Genomic DNA, 26673 nt, shown 5'->3' with positions numbered 1-26673 from the left:
ACGGAGCGAGGCGGGGGCTGTCAATCCGCCCGCCGCCATCATGTTCCATAATTTACAGCCCTACCCCTTCAGCCGGTAGCCACGCCGGAAGAGCCGGTCGCTCACGATCCAGAGCACGGCATTGATGGCGATGGTGAGGACGACGCCGGTCTCGATGGAGCTGTCCGCCTGCCCGGTGAAGCCATAGCGGAAGCCGTCGATCAGATAGAAGACCGGGTTCCAATGCGTGATCGTGCGGGCGAAGCCCGGAAGCTGCTCGACCGAATAGAAGGTGCCCGACAGGAAGGTGAGCGGCAGGACGATGAAATTCGTCACCGCCTGGAGATGGTCGAACTTCTCCGACCAGATGCCGCCAATCATGCCGAGAAGCGAGAGCATGAGCGAGGCGCCGACCGCGAAGAAGACAACCGCCCAGAGATGCGCCACCTGAAGGCCCACGAACGGCAGCATGCTCGCAGCCGTGACGAGCCCGACGACGACGCCGCGCGTGACGCCTGCCATGGCGATCCCGAAATTGAGTTCGCCGGGCGAAAGGGGGGGCATGAGCAGATCGACGATATTGCCCTGCACCTTGGAAATGAGGATGGAGGAAGAAGTATTGGCGAAGGCGTTCTGGATCATCGTCATCATGATGAGGCCCGGCGCCAGAAACTCGATGAAGGGAACGCCGTGAACGGCGGGACGCAGATGCCCGACCGCAAGGGCGAAAATCGCAAGATAGAGAAGCGTCGTGATGACGGGCGCGACAATCGTCTGCACAAGGACTTTCCAGAAGCGCCGCACTTCCTTGACGTAGAGCGTCCAGGTGCCGAGCCAGTTGACCGCGCCGAAGCGGCGCGCGCCGCGCGTGGGGAAGCGCGGGATCGAAGGCTCGTCCGAAGCAGTGGTCATCGCGTTCTCCGTCTTCCTGTTCTCGTCGGGCTTTATTCTCGCCGGGCCGTGAGCTTTACGCCGTCGGCATGGCGGAGGCAATTGTCTGGAAAAGCCTGAATTCCTGTGGATAAGGGGTAGCACGCCCGCACGGCATGGTTGCGGAAATATGCCCTCATCTTGTATATTTACTTTCACGGCCTACGAAATCTAGTGCTGCAAAATGGCCTTTGCGACGTCCCGTCCTCACTCGCTTCCGGGCGTCGCCTTATCGGCCTCGATCGGCATCCCGCGAGTCACGCGGGCCGGCATGAGCATCGAGGCGAGGGGAAGGTGATTCAATGTGGACCGATGAACGCGTTGAAATGTTGAAGAAGCTCTGGGCGGACGGGCTGAGCGCAAGCCAGGTCGCCAAGCAGCTTGGCGGGGTGACGCGTAACGCCGTGATCGGCAAGGTGCATCGTCTGGGCCTTTCCGGCCGCGCGACGCCGAGCCGCCCGGCACGGCCCCGGACGCAGACCACGCGGACCATGCCGCCCCTGCGCGGGCGCCCCGATCCGCTGGTCGCGGAGCGCAGGGTGGAAGATGTCCGCAGCGCGGCGCCGATCATCGAACGGGCCGAGATCGCCCGTGTCGAGGCAGAGGAAGTGATCGACCCGGCCAAGAGGGCGACGGTTCTGACGCTCACCGAGCACACCTGCAAGTGGCCGATTGGCGATCCGGGCCGGCCGGGCTTCCACTTCTGCGGGCGCGGAGCGGACTCCAACTCGCCCTATTGCGCGGAACACTCACGGCTCGCCTACCAGCCCGTGCAGCCGCGGCGCAATCGCGACCGCCTGCGCAAGGACAGCTACGCGATCTGACAATCGCGAGGGCCTGAACAAAAACCGGCAACCCGATTTTCGGGTAGGCCGGTTTTTTGTTGCACGGGTGGCAGTTCGACTTTCGCGGTCCCGGCATTAATCTCGCCACTATTCGCAATGATCTGCCGACGAGAGGATTGCCGATGAGCCATCTCTTCCAGCCCGTCAGTCTCGACGGGCTCACCCTCGAAAACCGTATCGTCATCGCGCCCATGTGCCAGTATTCGGCCGATGAGGGCGCGGCGACCGACTGGCACCTCATTCACCTCGGCAATCTGGCGCTTTCGGGCGCGGGGCTTCTCATCGTCGAGGCAACCGCGGTGGAGCCCGAGGGACGCATTTCGCCAGCCGATCTCGGCCTCTGGTCTGACCGGACGGAGGAAGCGCTGGGCCGCGTCCTTCGCGCCGTCCGCGACTGGTCGCCCATCCCCATCGCGCTGCAGCTTGCCCATGCGGGCCGCAAGGCATCGACCCGCGCGCCATGGGAAGGCGGCAAGCAGATCGCTGCCGGCGATGGCGGCTGGCGGACCGTCGCGCCGAGCGCCCTTCCCTTCGCCGCCACGGACGACGCCCCCGTGGCCCTCGACCGCGCGGGGCTTCAGCGGGTGAAGGAGGCTTTCGCGGCTTCAGCCGTCCGCGCGTACCGCCTCGGCTTCTGCGCCATCGAGCTTCACGCCGCCCATGGCTATCTGCTCCACCAGTTCCTCTCGCCGCTTTCCAACCGCCGCGACGACGCCTATGGCGGCTCGCTTGAAAACCGGATGCGCTTTCCGCTGGAGGTCTTCGAGGCGATACGCGCCGCCGTTCCGGCCGGGATGCCGGTCGGCATCCGCGTCTCGGCGACGGATTGGGCGGAGGGCGGATGGGACGTCGACCAGACCGCGGCGCTTACCCGCAAGCTCGAGGAACGGGGCGCTGCCTATATCCACGTGTCAAGCGGCGGCCTCACGCCCGCGCAGAAGATCGCCGCGGGGCCGGGCTATCAGGTGCCTTTCGCCGAGAGGCTGAAGCGCGAAACAAAGCTTCCCGTCATCGCGGTCGGCCTCATCACCGAAGCGCGGCAGGCCGAGGAGATCCTCGCCTCGGGGAAAGCCGATCTCGTCGCGCTCGCCCGCGGCGTGCTCTACGATCCGCGCTGGCCGTGGCATGCGGCGGCGGAACTCGGCGCGCAGGCGCATGCGCCGAACCAGTATCTGCGTTCGCAGCCGCCCACTCTCAAATCATTGCTGAAGCCCTACGGCAGCTAAAGCCGCCTCAGGCCGTGAACTGCTCGTCGAGCGAATAGCCGGCGGAGCGCACGGTGCGGATCGGGTCCCTCTCGCCCTTGTCGTTGAGAGCCTTGCGAAGGCGGCCGACATGCACGTCCACGGTGCGGGCCTCGACATAGACATCCGAGCCCCAGACGGCGTCGAGAAGCTGTTCGCGGCTGAAGACGCGGCCGGGATGCTGGATCAGGTGATCGAGCAGGCGGTATTCGGTCGGGCCGAGATGCACCTCGCGCGCGCCGCGCCGCACGCGGTGGGCGGCGCGGTCGATCACAATGTCGCCGAAAGTGACGAGATCCTCCGTAAGCGCGGGGCGGATGCGGCGCATCACGGCGCGGATGCGCGCGAGAAGCTCCGTCATCGAAAAGGGCTTCGTCACATAGTCGTCGGCGCCCGTATCGAGGCCGCGGATGCGATCGGCCTCCTCGCCCCGCGCCGTGATCATGATGATCGGAAGGTTGCGGGTTTCGGAGCGGCCGCGCAGGCGCCGGCAAAGCTCGATGCCGGAAATGCCGGGCAGCATCCAGTCGAGAAGCACGAGGTCCGGCGTTTCCTCGCGGATCAGCATCGCGGCCTCATCGCCATCGGCGGCGACAAGGACGCGATAGCCCTCCTTTTCGAGGTTGTACTGGAGGAGCGTCAGAAGCGCTTCCTCGTCCTCGACGATCATCACCGTCGGCTTCATGCGGCGCTCGAAGACCGCACCGGCCTGCTCGCGCCCTTCAGTCATCGCCATCCGAACCTCACACTCATCCTTCCATGCGCCGGCTTCTAGGCGCCAACGGGCGTCGAGCTTGTCTTGTCGCCCTTCGGCCTGTCATCGACGACGCGCTCGCCGGTCACGAAATAGGTCACCGTCTCGGCGACGTTGGTCGCATGGTCGCCGATGCGCTCGATATTCTTGGCAATGAAGAGAAGATGCGTGCAGACGCCGATCGTGCGCGGATCTTCCATCATGTAGGTCAGAAGCTCGCGGAAGACCGAGTTGTACATCTCGTCGATCTCCTCATCGCCGCGCCAGACCTCCATCGCCGCGTGCGCGTCGCGGTTCGAGAAGGCGTCGAGCACGAGCTTGAGCTGGTGCTGCGCGAGACGCCCCATGCGGGCGATGCCCTGAATGAGGCGGACGGGCGTATCGAAATCGCCCTGAATGACGAGGGCGCGCTTCGCGATGTTCTTCGCAAGATCGCCGATACGCTCGAGATCGGTCGAAATCTTGATCGCAGAAATGGCTTCGCGCAGGTCGGACGCCATGGGCTGGCGCAGCGCGATGATGCGGATGGCGCGCGCCTCGATCTCGGCTTCGAGCGCGTCGATCCGGCGGTCCTCCTGGACCGTGCGCTCGGCCAGCCCGCTGTCGCGGCGCGACACCGCCTCGATCGCATTGGTGAGCTGGGCTTCGGTCATCCCGCCCATCTGGGCGATGCTCGCGGCAATGGAGTCGAGTTCTTCCTGGAAGGACTTAACTGTATGGTCGGTCACGCCTGGTCTCCTCTTGGCCTTGATAGAGCCTCTGCTGTGCCGCTGATCTCGGCGGCGCCCGCCGGGCCTCGCCATTCCGGGGCGTCGTCGGCCACTTCCGTAATCACGCGCGGAAGCTAATGCCCGGGTGCGAATTGTTCGTGACGGTTTTGTGTCACTTTTCTGACAGTCGCCATAGTAACCCGGAAACCGGCAATCCGCTCAATCCCGAGCTGCGGCATGGCCGGGCATGGCGAGGGTCCGCCTGCGCTCAGGCGATGGCGGGGAGCGTGACCGTGAAGACAGAGCCCACGCCAAGCTCGCTGTCGATGGCGAGCGTCCCTTCATGGCGGTTCACGATGTGCTTCACGATGGCGAGCCCGAGCCCGGTGCCGCCGCTGACGCGGCCCGCCGTTGCCTCGACGCGGTAGAAGCGCTCGGTCAGGCGCGGCAGGTCCTCGCGCGCGATGCCGGGGCCGAAATCGCGGACGGAGAGCCGGACGGCGGGCTTGCCGGCCCGGCTGTCCGGCGCCAGCGCGATCTCGATCCGCTTGCCGCTCCGGCCATAGCGGAGCGCATTGTCCACGAGGTTCTGGACCACCTGGACAAGCTCGTCGCGGTCACCCCTGACACTCGGCAGGCCCTCGGGCGCCGACACGGCGATTTCGACGCCGCTCTTCTCGGCAAGAGGCGTCAGCCCGTCGACCACATCGTTCACCACGCCATGCAGATCGACCACGTTGACCGGACGCATATGCTCGCGCAGCTCGATGCGCGAGAGCGAGAGCAGGCCCTCGATCAGCCGGCGCATCCGGCCGGCCTGATCGGCCATGATGTCGAGGAAGCGCGCCTGCGCCTCCGGATCATCCTTGGCGTGGCCCTTCAGCGTCTCGATGAAACCCGACAGCGAAGCGAGCGGCGTTTTCAGCTCGTGGCTGGCATTGGCGATGAAATCGACGCGCATCGCCTCTACGCGCCGCATCTCGGTGATGTCGCGCAGGAGCAGAAGCACGGGGCTGCCCTTGCGGCGGCGTAGGGGGTCGCCCGCGGGGCCCGTGCCGGGGGCCTCGATCTCGATCGGGCGGATGATCGCGTTGTAATGCCGCTCGACGGGAACGGGGACGCTGTATTCGACCGCAACGCCTTCCCCTCCCCTCGACACGCCCTGGAGCGCTGTCATGAGCGGGGCTATGCGCAGCACGGTGGCGACATGCTTGCCGAGCGCGGCCTCGCCGATGAGCGCGTTCGCAGCCCGGTTCGTCAGAATGACGCGGCCCGTGCCGTCGAGCACGACGACGGGGTCGGGCAACTGGTTGAGAATGGCCTGGCCCGCGCCAGCGCCGAGGATCGCCGCGGCGGAAACGGGCTCGGCCATCGGCGCACGGGTGACGACCTTCGTCTCGCCGGTCAGCGTGCCCCGCAGCACGGCGATGCCCGCAAGCGCGAGGAAGGCAAGGATGGCAGGCAGGGCGCCGATCGCGCCCGCGAACACCAGGACGAGAAAGACGAGGGCGGATGCGATGATGAAAGTTCGCGTCCCCGTCCAGCGATCGACGAGACCAAGGGCACGTTGCCTCATGAGACCGCTCCCTCCATCCGCCGCCGTCATTGTTCTGTCACCCTCCTCCGGGCGCGGGAGCAGTCCCCGCGCCGCAATCCGGTTGAGCCTAGACGCCGAAATCCCAGTTTGCGCCTTCGTGGTAGCATTTAAGTATGTTCTTCGCGATGACAATACGATGAACCTCGTCCGGCCCGTCGGCGATCCTGAGCGTGCGCGCGCCCATATACATGCCCGCAAGCGGCGTATCGCCCGAGACGCCGAGCGCGCCATGCACCTGGATCGCGCGGTCGACGACGCGCTCGAAGGCTGCCGGCACGAAAACCTTGATCGCCGAAATATCGACGCGCGCGTCCTGGCCATCTTCCATCTTGTGGGCGCAGTGAATGGTCATGAGCCGCGCGGCCTGAATGTCCATGTAGCTGTCGGCGATGAAGCCCTGCACGAACTGCTTGGTCTCAAGCCTGCCGCCATGCACCTCGCGCGTGATGGCGCGCTTGCACATGAGATCGAAGGCCCGCCACATCTGGCCGATCGAGTTCATGCAGTGGAAGACCCGGCCTTCGCCGAGCCGGTCCTGCGCCGCCTGATGGCCCGACCCGGTGCGGCCTAGCTGGTTTTCGAGCGGCACACGGACATTCTCATATCTGATCTCGCAGTGGTCGCCGCCGGTATGCCCCCAGACGGGCACCGAACGGATGATGTTCACGCCCGGCGTGTCCATGGGGACAATGATCTGGGTCATCTTGTCCTTGGTGCCGCCCTTCCCGTCCGAGGCCTCGGTGCGGCACATGACGATGGCGAAGTTGGCCGCGCGCGCGTTCGACGTGAACCATTTGTGCCCATTGATGACCCAATGATCGCCATCCCGCACGGCGCGGGTCTGGATCGCATAAGGATCGGACCCCGGCTGGTTCGGCTCGGTCATCGAGAAGCAGCTTTCGATCTCGCCGCGAATGAGCGGCTCGAGCCATTTCCGCTTCTGGTCGGGCGTGCCGTATTTGAGCAGGATCTTCTGATTGCCGGAATTGGGCGCGACGACGCCGAAAAGCCGGGCCGAAAAGGGCGACCAGGCGAGAATCTCGTTCATATAGGCATGCTTCAGAAAGCCGATGCCCATGCCGCCATATTCTTCCGGGAGGTGCGGCGCCCAGAGCCCGTCCTCCTTCACAAGGGCGGCGATGCGCCGGCGCGTTTCCTTCGCCTCCTCGCCGCCCTTGAAGAGAACCGGCTCGGCGGGAATGATCTCCTCCGACACGATCTTCGCGGTCCGAAGCCTGATCTCGTTGATGTCCTCGCCCAGTCCCGGTATCGGCTGCACCTGCATTTCGTCCTCCTCCCTCATTTCCCTCTTCGCCAAATATCTCCGAGGCGGGAGCGCCGGGCCAGCCCCAAAGGTTCGCAAGCCTCACGCCCCAATGGGCGGTTGATGACTTTCCTCCGATTTGCCTTAGTTTATGCCGCTTGAGCCGGAGCCCGGCGGACCGGCGGCATGAGTGTTGGCAAAGGGTCGAACAATGACGGAAATCAGGGGCAAGACCGCGGTGATAACGGGGGCTGCAAGCGGCATCGGCCGGGCAACGGCGCTCGCGCTGGCGCGGGAAGGCGCTCGCGTCGCCGCCGTCGATGTCGACCGCGAGGGGCTTGCCGAGACGGCGGCGCAGATCGCCAGGGCGGGGGGACAGGTTTCGACCTATCTCGTCGATGTCGCCTCGCGCGATGCCGTCCATGCCTTCGCCCAGGAGATCGAAAGCGCCTTTGGCGGCGCCGACATCGTCATCAACAATGCGGGCGTGGCGCAGGTGGCCCGGGTCGAAGAACTCTCATTCGAGGATTTCGAGTGGCTGATGAACATCGACTTCTGGGGCGTCGTCTATGGCACCAAGGCGTTCCTGCCGCAGCTCCGCGCAAAGGGCGAGGGGCATATCGTCAATGTATCGAGCGTTTTCGGCCTTTTCGCCGTGCCGACGCAGGCCGCCTATAATTCCGCCAAATTCGCGGTGCGCGGCTTCACCGAGGCGCTCCGCCATGAAATGCGCGGCTCCGGCATCGTCGTCTCCTGCGTCCATCCGGGCGGCATCAAGACCAACATCATGCGCAATGCGCGGTTTCTCCAGAGCGTGCAGCAGACGGTGCGCGAGGAGGCGGCGACGGGCTTCGACCGGCTCGCGCGGACGACGCCCGAGCGCGCCGCCGATGTCATCATTTCCGGCATCAGGAAGAACAAGGGCCGCATACTGATCGGCACCGACGCGAAGATCCTCGACATCATCCAGCGGCTGATGCCCGCCTCCTATGGCAGCATCCTCTTTCGCGGGCGGACCGGCATCGGCGCCCTCACGGAGAACGAGGCGGCCGAACGATAGGCCCGGCCCGACAAGACCGGCCCGATAAGCCCGCCCGGCGACACGGACGGATTTGGGCCCCTGAGAGCGATGCGTTAGTCTGGCGAACACAGCAACTCAAACCTGCCGGACCATTCATGTCGCCATCAGACCCCCGCGCGACCGGGCCCTCGTCGCAATTCTACTTCTCGCAGCGCCTCAGGCTTCACTATGTCGATTGGGGCAATGAGGGCGCGCCGCCACTGCTTCTCATCCATGGCGGGCGCGACCATTGCCGCAACTGGGACTGGGTCGCCTCCGAGCTCAAGGACCGCTATCACGTCATCGCGCCCGACCTGCGCGGCCATGGCGACAGCGCATGGTCGCTGGGCGGTACATATGACATCAACGATTTTCTCTACGACATCGCCCAGCTCATCCATCAGCGGGGCCTTGCGCCGCTCACCATCATCGCCCATTCCATGGGCGGCGCCATCGCGCTGCGCTATGCGGGGCTCTATCCGGAAACGGTGAAGAAGATCATCGCCATCGAGGGCCTCGGCCCGTCGCCCAAGATGATCGCCGAGCGGATGAAGGGCAGCGTCGAGGAGCGTCTGGACAAATGGGTTCAGGAGATGCGGGGGCTCGCCGCCCGGCAGCCGCGCCGCTATGCCTCGGTCGGCGAGGCGCTGAAGCGCATGCAGGACGAAAACCCGCATCTTTCGCCCGAACGGGCGCGCCATCTCACCGTCCACGGCATCAACCAGAACGAGGACGGCAGCTATAGCTGGAAGTTCGACAATTACGTCCGCGCCTTCTCGCCCGCGGGCTTCGACGAGAAGACGACGACGCATCTCTGGTCGCGCATCACCTGCCCGACGCTGCTCATTCGCGGCACGGAGAGCTGGGCGAGCGATCCCATCGCCGACGGCCGGGCGCGCCATTTCCGCAATGCGCGCGTCGTCGCCGTGGAAGGGGCCGGACACTGGGTCCACCACGACAAGCTCGAGGAATTCATGGCGCTCACCAACGAGTTCCTCGCCGCCTGAGAAGGCCGCACCCGGAGCGCCTTCCCCCTCGCGACGGCTTTTCAGCGGTCATGGATTAATGTATACCATTAATCCATGACCGGCCGGGCTGCGACCCCGCACGCCCATCGGGCCGCCATCGCGAAACGGGGGGAACCGTGAAGCTCAGAAATCTCGCCATCGGCATTGCCGCCGCGGCCGTCATCGTGGCGGGCGGCGCCTATATCGCCATCAAATCGAACCCGCTGCTGGTGGTTCGCGTCATCGCGACCCTGCGCGATTTCCGCCTCAAGCCGAGCCAGCCCGTCGTCTGGCAGCAGGGGCCGGCGACGGCCGAGGTGGCGGCGAGCGAGCGCAAGCCGAACGTCGTCGTCATTCTCGCCGACGATCTCGGCTTCAACGATCTCACCTTCAATGGCGGCGGCGTCGCGGGCGGCGCCGTGCCGACGCCCTATATCGACTCCATCGCGCATGACGGCGTGGTGCTGAGCCAGGGCTATGCGGGCAATGCGACCTGCGCGCCCTCGCGCGCGGCGATCATGACCGGGCGCTATGCGACGCGCTTCGGCTATGAGTTCACGCCCGCCCATCCCGCCTTCGAGAAGCTCGTCGGCACCTTCCGCTCGCCCGGCCAGCCGCGCGCGCCGATCTATCATGCCGAACGCGAGAAGGACGTGCCGCCGATCGACAGGATCGGACTTCCCTCGAGCGAGATTACGGTCGCCCGGCTGCTGCAGGGACAGGGCTATCACACGACAATGCTCGGCAAGTGGCATCTCGGCGAGACGCCGGGCAAGACGCCCAATGATGTCGGCTTCGACGAGTGGCTCGGCTTCCTCATCGGCGCGCAGAAATATATCCGCGACGGCGATCCGAGCGTTGTGAACTCCAAGCAGGATTTTGATCCGATCGACATCTTCCTCTGGACGGCGCTGCCCTTCTCCGTGACCTACAATAACGGCCCGAGCTTCCGGCCCTCGCATTACATGACCGACTATCTCGGCGATGAAGCCGTGCGCGTCATCGAAGCGAACAGGAACCGGCCGTTCTTCATGTATCTCTCCTTCAACGCGCCGCACACGCCGCTTCAGGCGCTGAAGTCCGACTATGACGCACTACCGCAGATCAAGGATCACAGGCTGCGCGTCTATGCGGCGATGATCCGCTCGCTCGACCGCAATGTCGGCAAGGTTCTGGAAGCGCTCAAGGCGAACGGCCTCGACGAGAACACGCTCGTCATCTTCACCAGCGACAATGGCGGCGCGCACTACATCGGCCTGCCCGATATCAACAAGCCCTATCGCGGCTGGAAGGCGACCTTCTTCGAAGGCGGCATCCATGTGCCCTATTTCATCAAATGGCCGGCCCGCCTGCCGCGCGGCATGCGCTACGAGCAGCCGGCGGCCCATGTCGACATCTTCTCGACCGTTGCGGCGGCCGCGGGCGCGGCGACGCCGACGGACCGCGTGCTCGACGGTGTCAATCTTCTTCCCTTCATCGAAGGCAAGGCCGAGGGGCGGCCGCACAAGACGCTCTTCTGGCGCTCCGGCGACTACAAGGTACTGCTCGATGGCGACTGGAAGCTCCAGGTCTCGGCGCGTCCGGACAAGATCTGGCTCTTCGACCTCAAGACCGACCCGACCGAGCAGACCAACCTTGCGGAGAGCCAGCCCGAAAAGGCGGCGGAGCTGAAAAAGGTTCTCGACGGCATCGACAGCGAGCAGGCAAAACCCATCTGGCCCGCGCTCCTCGAAGGCCCGATCGCCATCGACCATCCGCTTGGCGTGCCCGCGAAGCCCGATGACGAATATATCTACTGGGCGAACTGATGCCGGGCGAAACACCAACGGGGACGAGCCCCGAATGACGAGGCCCCGCCTCATTATCGCCGCCGTGGCGGCCGTCGCGGTCGCCGCCGCGCTCGGCGCCATATGGGGCGCGGGTGGCAGGGAAGCGGCACGGCTCGCCGAAGCCGCGCCGCGCGCCTGCCTCGATCTGTCCACGGATCGTTCGGGCTCTCACCCCGGCATGGTGTGGGTGCCGGGCGGAAGTTTCGAGATGGGCGACAATGTCTATCCCGAGGAGGGGCCCGCGCGCCGCGCGGAGGTTGCGGGCTTCTGGATGGACCGCCACGAAGTCACCAATGCCGAGTTCGCCGCCTTCGTCGCGGCGACGGGCTATGTCACGGTTGCCGAGCGGCCGGTCGATCCCGCGAAGCATCCCGGCCTACCGCCGGAGATGCGCGAGCCGGGCGCGGTCGTCTTCATCATGCCGAACGACATAGACGGCAGGGGCGATATCAGCCAGTGGTGGCGATATGTTCCGGGCGCGAACTGGCGCCATCCGGCGGGACCCGGCAGTTCCATCGAGAGTTACGAAAACTTCCCCGTCGTCGCGCTCGCCTATGATGACATCGAAGCCTATGCGCGCTGGAAGGGCCGTAGCATTCCGACCGAGGCGCAATGGGAATGGGCGGCGCGCGGCGGCAGGTCAGGCACGCCCGATCACGAACAGCCGAAACAGGCCAATACCTGGCAGGGGCTCTTCCCGGTCATCAACACGGCCGATGACGGCTTTGTCGGCCTTGCGCCTGCCGGATGCTTCGAGCCCAACGCCTATGGGCTCCACGACATGATCGGCAATGTCTGGGAGTGGACGTCGGACCCTTACCGCGAGAACCATGCGAACGGAAAGGCCGATGCAAGCCGCCGCGTCATCAAGGGCGGCTCCTATCTCTGCGCGCCCAATTACTGCATGCGCTACCGCAGCGGATCGCGCCAGGGCCAGGAAGCGGATCTGGCGACGAGCCATCTCGGCTTCAGGACGGTGCTCGCGGCACCGGGGCCCTGAGCCCGCCGGCTATTTCCGTTCGCGCTTGCGCGGCGTGTTCGCCATGCGCTTCAAGGCATCGAGCGTTTCGGGCGAGACGGGCGCGGTCAGGAAACCGACGATCGAGTCGAAGAGATTGGCGATAAAAAGGTCACGCGCCGCCACCTCATGGGCCGCATCGTGATGCCGCGTCCAGATGGCAAGCGAACTCAGCGCCATTTCGACCATGAAGCGCTGGCGCTGGATCGCGATCTCCGGCGCGAGATCGCCAAGAGCGGCGACGATGAGCGCGTTCGCGCGCGTAATTCCCGGAAAGTCGCTGCGAAGCGCGACGGTCGGCAGGTCGAAATCGGACGAATGAAGGATCTCCGCCATGAAGCGGATGAAGCGCACGCCCTCCGCGCTACCGAGAAGTTCGAGGAGCGGCATGAAGGTCGCGCGCAGCAGGGCGCGCAGATCGGCCTCCTGCCCGGCCTTCACGAGTTCGTCGAGCATCTCCTGCCGGCGCAGATCGACGTCCGCTACGCGGTGGCGCATGATCGCTTCGACGAGCGCGCGCTTCGATCCGAAATGATAGTGAAGCGCGGATTCGTTGCGCTGTCCGGCCGCGGCGTTGATCTCCTTCAGGGTCACACCATGGATGCCGCGCTCGCCGAAAAGCTTCTCGGCAGCGACGATGAGGCGCGTTCGCGTATCGCCGCGCCGGGTGGCCACATTATCCTTTGTCGTCATGCAACGAACCTAATGAACACCATTAAACCGGTCAAGAGAGCTTCGGCATATCTCCGAAGCACCTTATGATCTCTTTATGCTTCGTACGAACTTTTCCCGGCTGTTCCAACCGGGTTTTTCCCGTGCACAACGTCACCCGCTCGTGGAGGCCGCGGCGCGCTTCCAACGGGTCGCGGGAGCGTTCGACGCGCGGGTTGACGCATCGTCTTTCGCGCCCATGCGGGGCGCCGCCGCGCCGCTGAGCCTCGCCCTCCTCGCCGCGCTCGGCGTCGCTGCGGCGCCTTCGCATGCCGGCTCGCAACCCATGGCGGCAAAGGCGCATGCGGAGAAGCCCTCCGGTGAGCTCGAATTCACGACGCGGATCGAAGGCAGGAAGATCCCGGACGAACTGCGCGCGCTTCTCGAAGACGCCATCACGCTCGGCAAGGGGAAGGCGCCGCCTCCGCCGACGCTCGGCCAGTTGCGGCGGCGGGCAACCGGCGATGCCAATCGCATGATCCAGGTCCTGCGGTCCGAGAGCTATTACAACGGCACCGCCGAGCCCGTGATTCAGGAAGCAGCGGGCGGGCGCTTCGATGTCGTCTATCGCGTCTCGCTCGGCCCGCGCACCATGATCCGCAGCTTCGCCATCACCTATCCAGATCACCCGTCGGACGAGGCGTCGTTGCCGCATGACGGGGCGGCGCTCGGACTGAAACCCGGCAGGGCCGCGCGCGCGCAACGTGTGATCGACCTCACCAATGCGGCGCTGGCGCAACTGGAAAATCGCGGCCATCCGCGCCCGAAACTCGCGGAACGCAAGGTCGTGGTCGATCTTGCCGCGAACGAGGCCGATGTCACGCTCGCCATCGAGGCGGGGGAGCCGCGCCGCTTCGGCGAAATCGAGATCGAGAACAAGGGTCGGACGAAGCCGGACTATGTCCGCTCGCTCGCCAGGTTCAAACCGGGCGATGCCTATGATCGCAGAAAGGCGGACGAGACCGTCGCCGCGCTGCGCAAGACCGGCCTCTTCGATCAGGTTTCGCTCGAAACCGGCGAGGCGGTAGGCGACGCCGTGCCCCAGAAGCTCACGCTCAGCGAGCGCCCCCACCGCTCGGTCGGCGTCGGCGCGACCTGGTCGTCGAATGAGGGGCCGGGCGTGCGCAGCTTCTGGGAGCACCGGAATGTCCTTGGAGCAGGCGAGAAGCTTCATCTCGATCTCAACATCGCCGAGATCGAGCAGCTTGCGGGCGCTCATTTCAACAAGCCGCATTTTCTGCGCGACGATCAGAACCTTCTCGCTGATTTCGAGATCGCGCATGAGGACACCGACGCCTATCGCGAGAACAGGGTGAAGGCCGCAATCGGCCTTGCGCGGAAGCTGCGTCCCAATCTCGATGCGAGCGCGGGCGTCTCCTTCGAGATCGAGCGAACCGACGACAGCACCGGCTACCACGCCTACGAACTTTTCGGCCTTCCGCTCACCATGCGATATGACGGCAGCAACAATCTTCTCGACCCGACGGAGGGAACGCGCCTCGCGCTTGCGCTGACGCCCTATGCCGGGCGGAGCGGCACACCCGTCGCCTTCACCAAGATCGAGACGACGGGCACGGCCTATTGGAGCTTCGGCACACGACCCGACCTCACGCTCGCATTTCGCGGGCGCTACGGCACCATGCTGGCGCAGAAGACGCTCGACGTGCCGGGATCGGTGCGCTTCTACGCGGGCGGCGGCGGCTCCATCCGCGGCTATGCCTACCAACTCGTCGGCCCGCTCGATGCCAACAACAAGCCGCTCGGCGCGAGGTCCGTTTTCGAGGCGAGCACCGAGGCGCGCTATCGCATTACCCGCGAGATCGGCGTCGTCGCATTTCTCGACGGCGGCAATGCCTATTCGACGCTGACGCCGAAGTTCAACCGGCAGCTTCAATGGGGCGCGGGACTGGGTCTGCGTTATTACACGCCGATCGGACCCATACGCGCCGATGTCGGCGTGCCGCTGAACCGGCGGCACGGCATCGACGATGCCTTTCAGGTCTATTTCTCGCTCGGGCAGGCTTTCTGATGGCAGTGCGCGCATCACCCGATCTTCGCGACACGACCGGCATTGCGCGCGCCGCGGGCGCCGTCTTCTTCGGCACGGGCGCGCTCGCGCTCATGTTCGTGGCGCTCGCGCTTGCCGCGCTCAACATCGCGCCGCTCCGCCACGCCGCGCTCGAACGTGCGCTGGCGGAGGTCAATCGCGGCGCCGCCAGGATCTCGATCGGCGACCTGGAAGGCCGCTGGCCGACCACGCTCCTCGTGAAACGGCTCACGGTGAGTGATGCCGAAGGCCAATGGCTCTCGCTCGACAGCGCGGAGCTTCGCTGGCGGCCGGCGGCGCTCCTCGCAGCAAGATTCCGGATCGAGCGGCTTGCCGTCAGCGGGCTCGATGTTTCGCGCGCGCCCCGGAGCGCGGAACCCGCGCAAGAGACGAGCGGCTTCAGCCTGCCCGTGCTTCCCTTCGCCATCGAGATAGATGACGCGAAGTTCGAGAAGCTCTCGCTCGGCAAAGCGCTCGCCGACCCGCAGGCGCGAGGGACGCTCGCAACGCTCGACGCCGATGCCCGTCTCCTCCTCACACAGAGCCAGATCGATCTTTCGCTTGCCGCCGCGAGAACGGACCGCACGCCCGGAAAGATCGAGGCGCGGATCTTCTTCGACCGGCGCAATAGCGGGCTCGATCTTCGTGTGCAGGGTGAGGATGGCGCGGCGGGAAAGCCCGGCCTCATCGCGACGCTCGCGAAACTCGAAGGCGTCGAGCGCCTGAGCATCGATGCCGCTGCGCGAAACGAGAACGGCCAAGTCAACGGGAATGCGCGGATCGACGGCGGCAAGGCCATTGCCATCAAGGCGCGCGCCGAAGGCCGCTGGGACAGCGCCCTCGACATCGAGGCGAGCGCCAGGGCGGAGGGCGAGATGGCGGCGCGGCTTCTCGCCGATCTCGGGCGGCCGCGCGTCATCGAAGCCGCCGCGAAGATCGGCTGGGGCCGCGACGACAGGCTGAAGCTCGACAATATCGCCGTTGCCGCAGGCAAACTCCGGCTCGAAGGATCGGCCGCCATCGCCAATGCCTCATCCGCCGTGCCGCATGACCTCCGCGCGGAAGGCACGCTCGCCGGTCTCGACCGGCTTCTCGATGCGCCGGGCAATGCCGCGCTTGCCTCGCTCGCATGGCGCATCGGCGCGACGCTCGACATGCGCGCCAACATCGCCCGCATCGCCGAAGCCACGATCAGCGCGCCCGCGGGTGAGATGCGCCTCTCGGGCGAGGCGGCGCTCGACGGCAGCACCGCCAAGGGCAAGGCAGATGCGTCAATCTCCGATCTCGCTCCCTTCGGCGCGCTTGCGGGGCAGAAGCTCGCGGGCGAGGCGAAGATCGCGCTCTCTCCCTTTGCGCTCGATCCCGCAGGCGAATTCGCCGGCGACTTCACCCTGGAAGGACGCTCGCTCGACTTCGCCGACGAGACGCTCAACCGGCTTGCGGGCAATGCGCTCGGCGCCGATGGCTCGATCATCCTGCCGAAGGAGGGCGGGTTCGCCCTTCCCTCCTTCACGGTCACGCCCGCATCGGGACATTTCCACCTCCGGGGAAATCTCGCCAGTGGTCCGACTGACATGCTTTCAGGCGAGGCGCATTTTGAAACCGGCGATGCCACGAAGCTTCCCGGCGGCGAGGAGGTTTCCGGCGCGCTCAAGGCCGATGCGACGATCGGCGGAACGCTGGCCGCGCCCTCTCTCGCGCTGAAGGCCGAATTGTCGAAGGGCAGCATTGCGGGCTTCGATGCGCAGCTCGCGACGCTCGATGCGACGGCGACCGTCGCCGGTTCGGGGCCGCTCTCCTTCCGCCTCGACGGCGCGGACGGCAAGGCGGCGCTCGACGCAACGCTGGCGCTTCCGGCCGAAGGCGGCGCGCGGCTCGAGGCGCTCAGGGCCGATCTCTTCGGCCTTCCGCTCGCGGGCGATGTCGCCATGACCGCGGACGGGCTCGTCACCGGCGCGCTTAAGGGCGAGAACGCGCCGCTGGCGGCGCTCTCCCGTTTCGCGGGCCTCGGCCTCGCAGGCACGGGCACAGTGGCGCTCGACGCCGAAGCGAACAAGGGCCGGCAGAATATCTCTCTCAGCCTCGACGCGCCGCGCATGACGATAGAAGAGGACATGCTGACGCTCGATCGCGTCAGCCTGAAGGCGAAGGCGAGCGATATCAACGGCAAGGCCGAGATCGACGGCAAGCTTGCGGCCGCATCGGGACAGGCGGGGGTGACGCGGCTCACCTCCTTCGGCGCGACGGCTCAGGGGCCGCTCTCCGCGCTCGCACTCACGGCCAATGTTTCCGGCACGCGCGAGAGCTTCAAGTCGGAAGCGGTGTCGCTCGAAGCGGCGGCGCTTTTCGCGTCGGCCGGGGACCGGCTCACGGTCTCCACGCTCGCCTTCTCGATCGGCCAAAGTTCGATGGTACTGGCCGAGCCCGTCACGCTCGATGTGAGCAAGGGGCTTTCCATCAGCGGCGCGAGCTTCGACATGAAAGGCCCCTCCGGCGCGGGGCGCACCCGCGCCGACATCGCGCTCGGCGCGCGGACCGTTCGGCTTCATCTCGATACGGAACATCTTCCACTCGAGCTGGTGACGCCGCTCTTCCTCTCGCAAGCGGCGCATGGCACGGCGGCCGGGAGGATGGACCTCGACAGCGCCAAGGGCACGGGCGCATTGAGCCTGCGCTTCGATGGCGTGCAGCTTGCAAGCGCCGATGAGCGCGAGCGGCCCGCCTTCAACGCGACGCTCGACGGGAGCTGGGCGAAGGGCCGCCTCGACCTTGCCGCGCGGGCCGAGGGCGTTTCGACATCGCCCTTCGACCTGAAGGCGTCGCTGCCGCTCATTCGCGATCCCGAGGGCGCATGGCCGATGCTCGCACAGAAGGGCGCCGTCTCGGCCAATCTCGACTGGGAGGGCCCCCTCGCCTCGCTCGTCGCGCTTGCCGATGTGCAGGGCCAGCAACTGAGCGGCGATGCGAAGATCGCGCTCAGCGCGGGCGGCGACATTTCCGCGCCGCGCGTCAGCGGCCGCGCCACGGTCGCCAATGGCGTCTATGAGAATTTCGACAGCGGCACGATGCTCCGGAACCTTTCGATCGATCTGGAGGGACGCGAGGACGAAAGCCTCCATTTCATGCTCGAGGCGAGCGACGGCGGCAAGGGGCGCGTTTCTGCCGCAGGCGATGTGCGCCTCGCCCGGAGCGCCTTCCCGGCCATCTCCATCAACGCCACATTCGCCAAGGCGCGGCTCGTGCAGACCGCGGAGGCCGACATCTCCTTCGACGGCAAGCTCGAACTCATGGGGCCCGCCTTTCCACCGACGGAGGAGACGCCGCTCACGCTCAAAGGCGCGCTGACGACGACGCAGGCAGAAATCCACATTCCCGATCGGCTGCCCGGCAGCGTCGCCGAAATCGACGTCGTCGAGATCAATGGCGCGCCCTCGCGACGCGCAACGTCCGAGAAATCGTCGCCGCTGCCGCTCCTGCTCGATCTCGGCGTGAAGATTGGAAGCCCGGCCCGGGTCAGCGGCCGCAATCTCGACTCTCTCTGGACGGGCGATCTCACCATTGGCGGACGCGCCGAAAATCCGCGCATAGGCGGCACGCTCACGAGCCTGCGCGGCAGTTTCGATCTCGCAGGCAAGAGCTTCGCGCTCAAGAAGGGCGCGGTGCGCTTTCTCGACCGCGCGCCCATCGACCCCGACATCGACGTGAACCTCGCCTATGCGCGCAGCGACCTTACGGCGACAATCGCGGTCAGCGGGCGAAGCTCGGCGCCGGAAATCGCGTTTACCTCGACGCCCGATCTGCCGCGCGACGAAATCCTCTCCCGGATTCTCTTCGACAAGGGGGCGGGCGAACTCACAGCCATGGAAGCCGCGCAGCTCGCCAATACGCTTGCGCAGCTTTCGGGCAAGGGCGGGCTCGGCGGGGTGGGCGTGCTCGACGCGATCCAGAAATCGCTCGGCCTCGACGTGCTTCAGGTCGGCACGGCCCAGTCGGGCGCGACGACCGTCGCCGCGGGCAAATATATCCAGAAGGGTGTCTATGTGGGCGTCGAACAGGGCACGCTCGCCAGCGATTCCTCGGTCAAGGTCGAGATCGAGATCACGCCCCAGATCAGCGTCGACACCCGGATCGGGCAGGACGCCTCCGGCGATGTCGGCGTCAACTGGAAGTGGGATTACTGAACGGCCTCAGCGCCTCTCCATGCGCCGAAGCCGTCCGGCCTTTTCATGCCGTCCTTCGGCCTCAGAAGGGCGAGCGGGAGGGGTAGGTTTCGTCGCGCCCGCCGCTCGTGCCGTCGAGACGGCCGCCACGGGGCTGAATCCGGTTCATGTTGTCCAGCAGCTTCTTCTGGCGAAGCGCTTCCTCGCGACGCTTCTGCTCGTATTGTTCGGCATACATCTCCGCATCGTGCTGCTGCGGCGTGGCGTAGCGCTTGTCCTCGTTCGAGCGGTAGTTGACGGGCGGCGAATCCGGCGCGTCGTGGATCTCAAAGGTCTGATCGCCGCTCTGCTGCGGCGCGGCATTTTCCGGGGCCTGGCTCGACCCGCCGGCATCCGCCGCCATGGCCGCCGTGCCAATTGCGGCCGCCAGAAATGCCGCCGCGCCGATGGCCATCAAGGGCCTCGTTACCCGATATGTCATGTGTCAGCGCCCTTTCCTGGCAACCCGTTGCCCTCAATATAGGAATGCCCGCCGCGCCCGTATAGTTGCATTTCGACCACTTTCCGGGCCATCCGGCCGAACCCAAGCGGGCCCTCCCCGGCGGCAGACCCACTGCCCGCACCCCGTGACTTTCCCGCCCTCGCGGCCGGAAGCGGAACCGCCCCCAATTGTTCAGTTTACGAATTAAAAAGGATGGCGGCGTAGGCGCGAGGCGGCCGCCCGACTGCGAATGAAATTCAATCCGAGCAGGCCCTCGCCTGTCGCGGACCATCTGTCGCACCCCGCGGAACCGCTTTGGACACTCTGCCGCAGAGGCAGGCTCTCCGGAATAGGTACAGTTTTTTCATGGGTATCCGCCTCGCCGGGATCCGGTCAACCGGGCAGAACGGTCGCGAAAAAGAGGCGGCAAGGAACGAGACGGGAAGACGGCGCCCCATGACGAAGATCAAGTATATCGAGTTCGACGGCACCGAACATCTGGTCGATGTACCGAACGGCCTTTCCGTGATGGAAGGCGCCGTGCGCTACACCATTCCGGGAATCGATGGCGATTGCGGCGGCGCCTGTGCCTGCGCCACCTGCCATGTCTATGTCGAAGGCGAATGGGCCGGAAAAGTTCCGCCCATGGAAGAACTCGAGCGCGACATGCTCGATTTCGCCTTCGACGTCAAAGAAAACAGCCGCCTGTCCTGCCAGATCAAGGTGGACGAAACGCTCGACGGCCTCGTCGTGCGCACGCCTGCCCGCCAGTACTGAGTTGCGCTCCGCGCGGACGCCCAGGCTCCGCGCATCCGAGAAGGCTTCACCGGCCGCGCGTCAACGAGCGGCCCCACAGCGGAGGAAAGGCAATGAACGCGAAGACAGAGAAGGTCGTCCGGAAGGGCGACTGGAAAGTCACGATGACGCCGGACGACATCTACCGCCATCCCATGGATATCGCCTGGCATTTCGACTACATCTTCGGCGAGGAGAAGGTCGCCGATCTCTACAAGCGCGCGAAGCAGAACCAGTGGGATGCGGACGATCTTCTGCCCTGGGACACGCCGGTCGACCCCTCGAAGCCCCTCATCAACAATGAGCAGGACATCTATCACAAGATGCCCTTCTTCAAGAAGCTGTCGAAGTCGCAGCAGGAAACCTTCACCGCGCATTCGACGGCGCAGCTCCTTTCGCAATTCCTGCATGGCGAACAGGGCGCGCTGATGACTGCGGCCTGCGTCACCCATTCGGTGCCCGATGCGGGCGCGAAACTCTATGCGGCGACGCAGACCATGGACGAGGCCCGCCATGTCGAGGTCTATTCCAAATATTGCGACAAGATCGCCATGGTCTATCCGATGTCGCCCTGGCTCAAGGCGCTGATCGACGCCACACTGCAGTCGGACCGCTATGAGAAGGTGATGATCGGCATGAACATGGTCGTCGAGGGGCTCGCGCTCGGCGCCTTCAACAACATGTACCGCTCGACCACCTGCCCGCTTCTGAAGCAGCTCACCTTCAACGTCATGCGCGACGAGTCGCGGCACGTATCCTTCGGCCATGTGTTCCTCGGACCGGTGATCAAGAAGCTGCACAAGGACGATGTGGAGGACCTCGCGGAGTTCGCCTTCAACGCTGTCAACATTCTCGTTCAGGCGCAGACGGCGGGCACGATCGCCAATCGCGTGGACCCCGGCTTCATGCAGGTGCTGGAGAATAGCGGCATCGACCCGAACGACTTCTTCAAGGGCCTGCAGGAAGCGGCCGACGAAGGCGTCGCCCAGACGCTGCCGCCCGGACAGGTTCACGCGCTCAAGGACCTGATGATGCCGGCCATCGCGCGTGTCGGCCTGCTCACGCCGACGGTGCTCAAGAAATATGAGGAAGCGGGCATTCCCGTCTTCGACGATCCGCGCGTCCTCATCGCCATGGAAGGCGGTCACCCGACCGGCGAGGCGGCCGCGGCCGAGTGACGGCACGGATCCCGCCCCGGTGGGGCGCCGGGGCGGGATCTCCCTTCTGCCGGGCAGAAAGGCTCATGACCGATATGAACGAAACCAGCATGGACGATACGCGGAGCGGCGCTTTCTTCCGCGCTATCGTCGCGAATGTGCCGGAGGCGATCATCATCGCCACTCCCGAGGGCGAGATCACCTATTTCAATCCGGCGTCGGAGAAACTTCTCGGCTATCGCGCGGACGAAGTCGTCGGCCGCTCCATCACCATGCTCGTGCCGCAGCAACCCGGCCGCCGCGCGGATCCGGTGAAGTGGCTCGCGCGCTGGGCCGCTGAGCCCGACCATATGCAGTCGCGCTTTCTTGACCTCATCGGCAAGACGAAGGCCGGCCACGAAATGCCCGTCGATGTGCGCGTGGCCGAGACTGAAATCGGCGGCGAGCGGCGCTTTCTCATCACCTTCCGCGACAATACCGCCCGGCGGCAGGAACAGATCGCCTTCAAGGAAGCGCATCTCAAGGCCTCGCGCATTCTCATGATCGCGGAGGACGCGATCGTCTCCGTCGATGCGGAGCAGAAGATCACCTTCTTCAACCTCAAGGCCGAGCAGACATTCGGCTACAAGGCGGAGGAGGTTCTGGACAAGCCCCTCGAAATGCTGCTGCCCGAGCGCTATCGCCAGCGCCATGTCGAGCAGGTCGAAACTTTCGGCGCGGGGAAAATATCGTCGCGGCTGATGAACCAGCGCGGTGAGATCACGGGCCTGCGCAAGAATGGCGAGGAATTTCCGCTCGAGGCCACGATCACCAAGGTCACGGTCGGCGGCAACATCACCTATACGGCGCATTTGCGCGACATCACCGAGCGCAAGAGGGCGCAGGAGCGGCTGCGGGAAAGCGAGAGGCGCTTCCGCGCGATCTTCGATCACGCCTTCGAGGCCATCGGCCTGCTCAGCCCCGACGGCACGGTTCTCGAAATCAATCGCGCGGGCCGCGCGCTCACGGAAGGTACGGCAAGGCTCGAGGGTCTGGCGCTCTGGGATCTGCCATGGGCGGGCGGCGAGTTCACGACCGACGACTTCGCCCGCCAGCGCCTCAAGGCTGCGATCGCCGCCTGCGCGCGCGGCGAGACGGTGCGCTACACCACGGAGGTCCGGACGGACGGCGAAACGCACAAGATCGACCTTTCGCTCGTGCCCGTGAAGGATGCGAGCGGAGAGGTCGTCTATATCGTGCCCGAGGGGCGCGACGTCACCGGCCAGGTCTTCTGATCAGGTGACGCCGCCGCCTCGTCAAAGGCTTGCCGGGTCGGCCACCTTGACGATGAGCTTGCCGATGTTCTCGCCGTCGAAAAGCTTGTTGACGGCGGTGGGCGCCGCCTCCAGGCCATCGACAATGGTTTCGCGATGCCGGATCTTGCCTTCGGCGACCCATTGGGCGAGCTGCATCGCGCCTTCCGCGAATTTCTCCATGAAGTCGACGACGATGAAGCCGCGAACGGTGATGCGGCGCATCAGGATCGGGGAATAGTCGGCGCGCATCGGCTGATCGGTGTTATAGCCGGAGATCATTCCGCAAAGCGGCATGCGGCTGAAGAGGTTCATCCGTGCCATGACGGCTTCCATGATCTCGCCGCCGACATTCTCGAAATTGACGTCGATGCCGTTGGGCGTCGCCTCGGCGAGCCGCTCCTTCCAGTCCGGCCGCTTGTAGTCGATCGCCGCATCGAAGCCCAGTTCCTCGGTGATGAAGCGGCACTTCTCCGGCCCGCCTGCGATACCGACCGCGCGGCAGCCCTTGATCTTCGCGATCTGGCCGACGACCGAACCGACCGCGCCCGCCGCCGCCGAGACGACGACCGTTTCGCCCGGCTTCGGCTTGCCAAGCTCAAGCAGGCCGAAATAGGCGGTGAGGCCCGTCATGCCGCAGGCGCCGAGCATCGCCGTCAGCGGCACGGGCAGGCCCTGAGGGAGTACGCTCATGGCGCGCGCGCCTTCATCGGCGATGCAGTAGTCCTGCCAGCCGGTGAGGCCCGACACATGATCGCCGGCCTTGTAGCGCGGAGAATTCGACTTCACTACGACGCCGATGCCGCCGCCGCGCATGACCTCGCCAAGCTCGACCGGCGGCATGTACTGATCCATGTCGCTCATCCAGATCCGGTTCGTCGGATCGAGGCTGAGATAGACGACCCGCACCAGCGCCTCGCCCGGTCCCGGCTCGGGCAGCGGCTCGCGCACGAGATCAAAGTCCGAAGTCTTGATCCTGCCCGAGGGGCGCGACTTCAGGCGGAATTGGCGGTTCACATCGTTCTTCATGTTCGGCCTTTCCATTACGGCATTACGATTTCAAACCAGAAGTCGAAGATGTCGAGCAGCTCGACGAAATCGGCGAGCGCCGCCGCATCGCCGTCCACGCTTGCAAGCTTCGCCGCGATCAGCGCATCGAGCTTCTTTTCGTGGAGGACGAGTTCGGCGAAAGCAGGCTTCGCGATGCTGAGGCTCGCATCGGGCTTCGCGCTCTTCTTGCCCCTGGCGTGATGGAGGACGGCGTTTTCGAGCGAAAGGAGAAAGGTCTCGCCGCTATCGGTGAAGCTCACATTGAAGACATAGCGCTTCGCGCCCGCCCTCGGCCCGTTGAGGCGGACGGAGAGCGAGTCGAGAAGCTGCTCGGCGGGCAGCGCGCGCACCTGGCCGCTTGCGCCCGGGCGCGGCGTCGGCGAGGGCGGACGCGGATTGCGAAGCTCCATCGCCGCGGTGAGATAGAAACCGCGCCAGGGACCCGACTCCGCCTGATAGCCAAGCTGTTCCAGCGCATCGGCCTGAAGGTGCCGCGCCTCTGCATTGGCGGGGTCGGCGAAGACCAGATGGTTCACGACTTCCGCAACCCAGCGATAGTCGCCCTTGTCGTAGGAGACCCGCGCCTTGCTAAGAAGCGCATCCGCGCCGCCCATGAACTCGACATAGCGGTTCGCCGCCTCGACAGGCGGCAGGGGACGGAGATGGGCCGGGTTGCCATCGAACCAGCCGAGATAGCGCTGATAGACGGCCTTCGCATTGTGGCTCAGCGTTCCGTAATAATCGCGCGTGTACCACTCGCTCGCGAGCGTCGGCGGCAGGGCGATTTCCTCTGCGATCTCGAGCGGCGTCAGGCCGTGATTGGCGAGGCGCAGCGTCTGGTCGTGAATGTATTTGTAGAGATCGCGCTGCTTTTCGAGATAGGTGATGACCTCGCCACGGCTCCAGCGCGGCCAGTGATGGCTGGCGAAGAGCACATCCGTGTCGCCACCGAAAAGCTCGATCGCCTCGTTGATGTAGTAGCTCCAGCTTTTCGCATCGCGCACCTGCGCGCCGCGCGGCGTGTAGATGTTGTGCAGGTGGCAGGAGCAGTTCTCCGCCATGCAGAGCGCCTTCATGCCGGGGAAGAAGAAATTCATTTCCGCTGGCGCTTCGGTGTCGGGTGTCATCTGGAAGACGATCTCAACGCCGTCGACGACGAGCTTCTCGCCCGTGCGCCGGATGATCTCGTTTGGCGGCACGAGGCTGACCTGACCGAGAGAGACGGTCTTGCCGAGGCCCGCATCGACATGCCCCTTCGGCCCGCGCGGCAGGAGCGCGCCATACATATAGGTTGCGCGGCGGCCCATCGCGTTGCCGGCAAGCACGTTCTCGCTCACCGCATGTTCGAGAAAACCTTCCGGCGCGATGATGCGCACGTCCCCGCGCGCAAGGTCATCGTCGGTGAGCACGCCCTTCACGCCGCCATAATGGTCGACATGGGAATGCGTGTAGATGACGGCGGTGACGGGCCTCTCGCCCCTGTGCTTGCGATAGAGATCGAGGCTCGAGCGCGCCGTCTCCGACGAGATCAGCGGATCGATGACGATGATGCCCTTCTCGCCCTCGATGAAAGTGATGTTCGAAAGATCGAAATTCCTGACCTGATAGATGCCGTCCGTCACCTTGAAGAGGCCGTGGATCGAATTGAGCTGCGCCTGCCGCCAGAGGCTCGGATTGACCGTATCGGGCGCTTCGCTTCCTTCCACCTCGAAGGCGAACTGCCCCATATCCCACACCGGAAAGCCCGCCTCGTTGAGCGACTTCGCATCGGGGATGGTGTCGATGAAACCGCGCCTCGAATTTTCAAAATCGGCGCCCGTGTCTGCGGGTAGCGATGCGCGCACATGCGCATGCGCGCGACAGGTGGCTTCTGTGGCATCCTTGGGTGTCGGCATCGCCCCTCTCCAACGGTTTCTTCGCCAGGGTTCGTCCCTTTTGCGGGAGACTAGAGCATTATCGCAGCCCACTGAATCGATAATGACGCGCACCGTGCCGGAATGAGGAAAGAAAAGGGCCGGCGCGAGCGGCCGGCCCCTGTCGATTGCCCGACGAGACGGGTTCAGCGGCGCGGATCTGGCGTCAGCCTGAGATAGGGCTTCAGCGCCTTCCAGCCTTTCGGAAATTTCGTCTTGGCCGCTTCATCGGTAACCGAGTTGACGATGATGACGTCATCGCCCGGCTTCCAGTTCACCGGCGTCGCAACCGCATAACCGTCGGTCATCTGAAGGCTGTCGATCACGCGGAGGATCTCATCGAAATTTCTCCCCGTCGTCTGCGGATAGGTGATGGTCAGGCGGATCTTCTTTGCCGGATCGATCACGAAGACGGTGCGGACGGTGTAAACCTCGTCATGCTTCGGATGCATCATGCCGTAGAGGCCAGCGACCTTGCGGTCGGGGTCGGCGATGATGGGGAAGTTGAGCGCGGAGCCCTGCGTCTCGCGAATATCCTCCGACCATTTCTTGTGCGAGTCGACCGGATCGATCGAAAGTCCGATCGCCTTCACATTGCGCTTGTCGAATTCCGGCTTCAGCCGCGCCACATAGCCAAGCTCGGTCGTGCAGACGGGCGTGAAGTCGCGCGGATGGGAAAACAGAATTGCCCATTTGTCGCCGATCCAGTCATGGAATTTGATGTGGCCTTCGGTCGTGTCGGCCTCGAAATCGGGGGCGGTGTCGCCCAGCTGAACGGACATGGAAGGTTCTCCTTCTGCTATTGCCGTCGAGGCCAACACGGTAATTCG

Annotated in this window: 21 protein-coding genes; 11 read left to right on the top strand and 10 right to left on the bottom strand. The window is 65.2% G+C overall.

The genetic code is table 11. The features are described from left to right. Nucleotides 1-60 precede the first annotated feature (60 nt). Entirely contained in the window at nt 61-891 is an 831-nt protein-coding gene (locus WBG82_RS12615; protein WP_424424868.1) for an ABC transporter permease, read from the bottom strand. 320 nt (nt 892-1211) lie between these two features. Here WBG82_RS12615 and WBG82_RS12610 point away from each other — a divergent pair, with 320 nt between their 5' ends. Together WBG82_RS12610 and WBG82_RS12605 are read left to right on the top strand one after the other, a co-directional pair. Continuing rightward, complete coding sequence (locus tag WBG82_RS12610; protein ID WP_424424867.1) at nt 1212-1733, top strand: GcrA family cell cycle regulator; 522 nt, start codon at nt 1212-1214, stop codon at nt 1731-1733. 143 nt (nt 1734-1876) lie between these two features. Continuing rightward, on the top strand, nt 1877-2980 hold the full coding sequence (locus tag WBG82_RS12605; RefSeq protein ID WP_424424866.1) for an NADH:flavin oxidoreductase/NADH oxidase: 1104 nt from the start codon (nt 1877-1879) through the stop codon (nt 2978-2980). Nucleotides 2981-2987: 7 nt separating this feature from the next. Here WBG82_RS12605 and phoB read toward each other — a convergent pair whose 3' ends face one another. The 4 genes from phoB to WBG82_RS12585 form a co-directional block, all read right to left on the bottom strand. Beyond that, nucleotides 2988-3683: a phosphate regulon transcriptional regulator PhoB gene (gene phoB, locus WBG82_RS12600; RefSeq protein WP_424424912.1), complete on the bottom strand. Its 696-nt coding sequence runs from the start codon at nt 3681-3683 to the stop codon at nt 2988-2990. An 86-nt stretch (nt 3684-3769) separates the two neighbouring features. Continuing rightward, nucleotides 3770-4480, bottom strand: a complete 711-nt coding sequence (phoU, locus tag WBG82_RS12595) for a phosphate signaling complex protein PhoU (protein WP_424424865.1) — start codon at nt 4478-4480, stop codon at nt 3770-3772. 250 nt (nt 4481-4730) lie between these two features. Further along, a complete protein-coding gene (locus WBG82_RS12590) occupies nt 4731-6038 on the bottom strand; it encodes an ATP-binding protein (protein ID WP_424424864.1) in 1308 nt (435 codons plus the stop codon). Nucleotides 6039-6126: 88 nt separating this feature from the next. Then, nucleotides 6127-7344, bottom strand: coding sequence for an acyl-CoA dehydrogenase family protein (locus WBG82_RS12585; protein WP_424424863.1), 1218 nt, complete (start codon nt 7342-7344; stop codon nt 6127-6129). A gap of 190 nt (nt 7345-7534) precedes the next feature. Between WBG82_RS12585 and WBG82_RS12580 the strand changes: the two genes are divergently transcribed. The 4 genes from WBG82_RS12580 to WBG82_RS12565 all read left to right on the top strand — a co-directional run bounded on the left by WBG82_RS12580 (nt 7535) and on the right by WBG82_RS12565 (nt 12219). Continuing rightward, nucleotides 7535-8383: an SDR family NAD(P)-dependent oxidoreductase gene (locus WBG82_RS12580; RefSeq protein ID WP_424424862.1), complete on the top strand. Its 849-nt coding sequence runs from the start codon at nt 7535-7537 to the stop codon at nt 8381-8383. 116 nt (nt 8384-8499) lie between these two features. Then, entirely contained in the window at nt 8500-9390 is an 891-nt protein-coding gene (locus WBG82_RS12575; protein WP_424424861.1) for an alpha/beta fold hydrolase, read from the top strand. A gap of 137 nt (nt 9391-9527) precedes the next feature. Next, a complete protein-coding gene (locus WBG82_RS12570) occupies nt 9528-11198 on the top strand; it encodes a sulfatase-like hydrolase/transferase (protein WP_424424860.1) in 1671 nt (556 codons plus the stop codon). 34 nt (nt 11199-11232) lie between these two features. Then, nucleotides 11233-12219, top strand: a complete 987-nt coding sequence (locus WBG82_RS12565) for a formylglycine-generating enzyme family protein (RefSeq protein ID WP_424424859.1) — start codon at nt 11233-11235, stop codon at nt 12217-12219. Between the two features lie 9 nt (nt 12220-12228). Here the strand turns inward: WBG82_RS12565 and WBG82_RS12560 are convergent, their stop codons facing one another. After that, nucleotides 12229-12930: a TetR/AcrR family transcriptional regulator gene (locus WBG82_RS12560; RefSeq protein ID WP_424424858.1), complete on the bottom strand. Its 702-nt coding sequence runs from the start codon at nt 12928-12930 to the stop codon at nt 12229-12231. Between the two features lie 217 nt (nt 12931-13147). Here WBG82_RS12560 and WBG82_RS12555 point away from each other — a divergent pair, with 217 nt between their 5' ends. After that, nucleotides 13148-14977, top strand: a complete 1830-nt coding sequence (locus tag WBG82_RS12555; protein WP_424424857.1) for an autotransporter assembly complex protein TamA — start codon at nt 13148-13150, stop codon at nt 14975-14977. Continuing rightward, nucleotides 14977-19176: a translocation/assembly module TamB domain-containing protein gene (locus WBG82_RS12550; protein WP_424424856.1), complete on the top strand. Its 4200-nt coding sequence runs from the start codon at nt 14977-14979 to the stop codon at nt 19174-19176. The genes WBG82_RS12555 and WBG82_RS12550 overlap by 1 nt, the downstream gene beginning before the upstream one ends. Nucleotides 19177-19237: 61 nt before the next feature. Here WBG82_RS12550 and WBG82_RS12545 read toward each other — a convergent pair whose 3' ends face one another. Next, a complete protein-coding gene (locus WBG82_RS12545) occupies nt 19238-19609 on the bottom strand; it encodes a hypothetical protein (protein ID WP_424424855.1) in 372 nt (123 codons plus the stop codon). 483 nt (nt 19610-20092) lie between these two features. Here WBG82_RS12545 and WBG82_RS12540 point away from each other — a divergent pair, with 483 nt between their 5' ends. The 3 genes from WBG82_RS12540 to WBG82_RS12530 all read left to right on the top strand — a co-directional run bounded on the left by WBG82_RS12540 (nt 20093) and on the right by WBG82_RS12530 (nt 22862). Continuing rightward, nucleotides 20093-20413: a 2Fe-2S iron-sulfur cluster-binding protein gene (locus tag WBG82_RS12540; RefSeq protein WP_424424854.1), complete on the top strand. Its 321-nt coding sequence runs from the start codon at nt 20093-20095 to the stop codon at nt 20411-20413. A gap of 92 nt (nt 20414-20505) precedes the next feature. Further along, nucleotides 20506-21609 (top strand): ferritin-like domain-containing protein, encoded by a 1104-nt coding sequence (locus WBG82_RS12535; protein WP_424424853.1) that lies wholly within the window; start codon nt 20506-20508, stop codon nt 21607-21609. Between the two features lie 65 nt (nt 21610-21674). After that, entirely contained in the window at nt 21675-22862 is a 1188-nt protein-coding gene (locus tag WBG82_RS12530) for a PAS domain S-box protein (RefSeq protein ID WP_424424852.1), read from the top strand. Nucleotides 22863-22883: 21 nt separating this feature from the next. Here WBG82_RS12530 and WBG82_RS12525 read toward each other — a convergent pair whose 3' ends face one another. The 3 genes from WBG82_RS12525 to WBG82_RS12515 all read right to left on the bottom strand — a co-directional run bounded on the left by WBG82_RS12525 (nt 22884) and on the right by WBG82_RS12515 (nt 26625). Beyond that, nucleotides 22884-23909 (bottom strand): NADP-dependent oxidoreductase, encoded by a 1026-nt coding sequence (locus WBG82_RS12525; RefSeq protein ID WP_424424851.1) that lies wholly within the window; start codon nt 23907-23909, stop codon nt 22884-22886. 14 nt (nt 23910-23923) lie between these two features. Beyond that, nucleotides 23924-25825, bottom strand: a complete 1902-nt coding sequence (locus WBG82_RS12520) for an alkyl/aryl-sulfatase (RefSeq protein WP_424424850.1) — start codon at nt 25823-25825, stop codon at nt 23924-23926. Nucleotides 25826-25989: 164 nt separating this feature from the next. Beyond that, nucleotides 25990-26625 (bottom strand): peroxiredoxin, encoded by a 636-nt coding sequence (locus WBG82_RS12515; protein ID WP_324300330.1) that lies wholly within the window; start codon nt 26623-26625, stop codon nt 25990-25992. Nucleotides 26626-26673: the final 48 nt, after the last annotated feature.

The sequence above is a fragment of the Parvibaculum sp. genome (genome assembly GCF_049671045.1).
Lineage (GTDB): Bacteria > Pseudomonadota > Alphaproteobacteria > Parvibaculales > Parvibaculaceae > Parvibaculum.
Note: the sequence above shows the minus strand (reverse complement) of the source record. Positions and strands in the feature narration are given on the sequence as shown.

Coding starts and splice junctions, on each gene's coding strand:
- WBG82_RS12615 (WP_424424868.1), bottom strand. CDS start 891: ATGACCACTGCTTCGGACGAGCCTTCGATCCCGCGCTTCCCCACGCGC.
- WBG82_RS12610 (WP_424424867.1), top strand. CDS start 1,212: ATGTGGACCGATGAACGCGTTGAAATGTTGAAGAAGCTCTGGGCGGAC.
- WBG82_RS12605 (WP_424424866.1), top strand. CDS start 1,877: ATGAGCCATCTCTTCCAGCCCGTCAGTCTCGACGGGCTCACCCTCGAA.
- phoB (WP_424424912.1), bottom strand. CDS start 3,683: ATGAAGCCGACGGTGATGATCGTCGAGGACGAGGAAGCGCTTCTGACG.
- WBG82_RS12590 (WP_424424864.1), bottom strand. CDS start 6,038: ATGAGGCAACGTGCCCTTGGTCTCGTCGATCGCTGGACGGGGACGCGA.
- WBG82_RS12585 (WP_424424863.1), bottom strand. CDS start 7,344: ATGCAGGTGCAGCCGATACCGGGACTGGGCGAGGACATCAACGAGATC.
- WBG82_RS12580 (WP_424424862.1), top strand. CDS start 7,535: ATGACGGAAATCAGGGGCAAGACCGCGGTGATAACGGGGGCTGCAAGC.
- WBG82_RS12575 (WP_424424861.1), top strand. CDS start 8,500: ATGTCGCCATCAGACCCCCGCGCGACCGGGCCCTCGTCGCAATTCTAC.
- WBG82_RS12565 (WP_424424859.1), top strand. CDS start 11,233: ATGACGAGGCCCCGCCTCATTATCGCCGCCGTGGCGGCCGTCGCGGTC.
- WBG82_RS12560 (WP_424424858.1), bottom strand. CDS start 12,930: ATGACGACAAAGGATAATGTGGCCACCCGGCGCGGCGATACGCGAACG.
- WBG82_RS12555 (WP_424424857.1), top strand. CDS start 13,148: ATGCGGGGCGCCGCCGCGCCGCTGAGCCTCGCCCTCCTCGCCGCGCTC.
- WBG82_RS12550 (WP_424424856.1), top strand. CDS start 14,977: ATGGCAGTGCGCGCATCACCCGATCTTCGCGACACGACCGGCATTGCG.
- WBG82_RS12545 (WP_424424855.1), bottom strand. CDS start 19,609: ATGGCCATCGGCGCGGCGGCATTTCTGGCGGCCGCAATTGGCACGGCG.
- WBG82_RS12540 (WP_424424854.1), top strand. CDS start 20,093: ATGACGAAGATCAAGTATATCGAGTTCGACGGCACCGAACATCTGGTC.
- WBG82_RS12535 (WP_424424853.1), top strand. CDS start 20,506: ATGAACGCGAAGACAGAGAAGGTCGTCCGGAAGGGCGACTGGAAAGTC.
- WBG82_RS12530 (WP_424424852.1), top strand. CDS start 21,675: ATGACCGATATGAACGAAACCAGCATGGACGATACGCGGAGCGGCGCT.
- WBG82_RS12525 (WP_424424851.1), bottom strand. CDS start 23,909: ATGAAGAACGATGTGAACCGCCAATTCCGCCTGAAGTCGCGCCCCTCG.
- WBG82_RS12520 (WP_424424850.1), bottom strand. CDS start 25,825: ATGCCGACACCCAAGGATGCCACAGAAGCCACCTGTCGCGCGCATGCG.
- WBG82_RS12515 (WP_324300330.1), bottom strand. CDS start 26,625: ATGTCCGTTCAGCTGGGCGACACCGCCCCCGATTTCGAGGCCGACACG.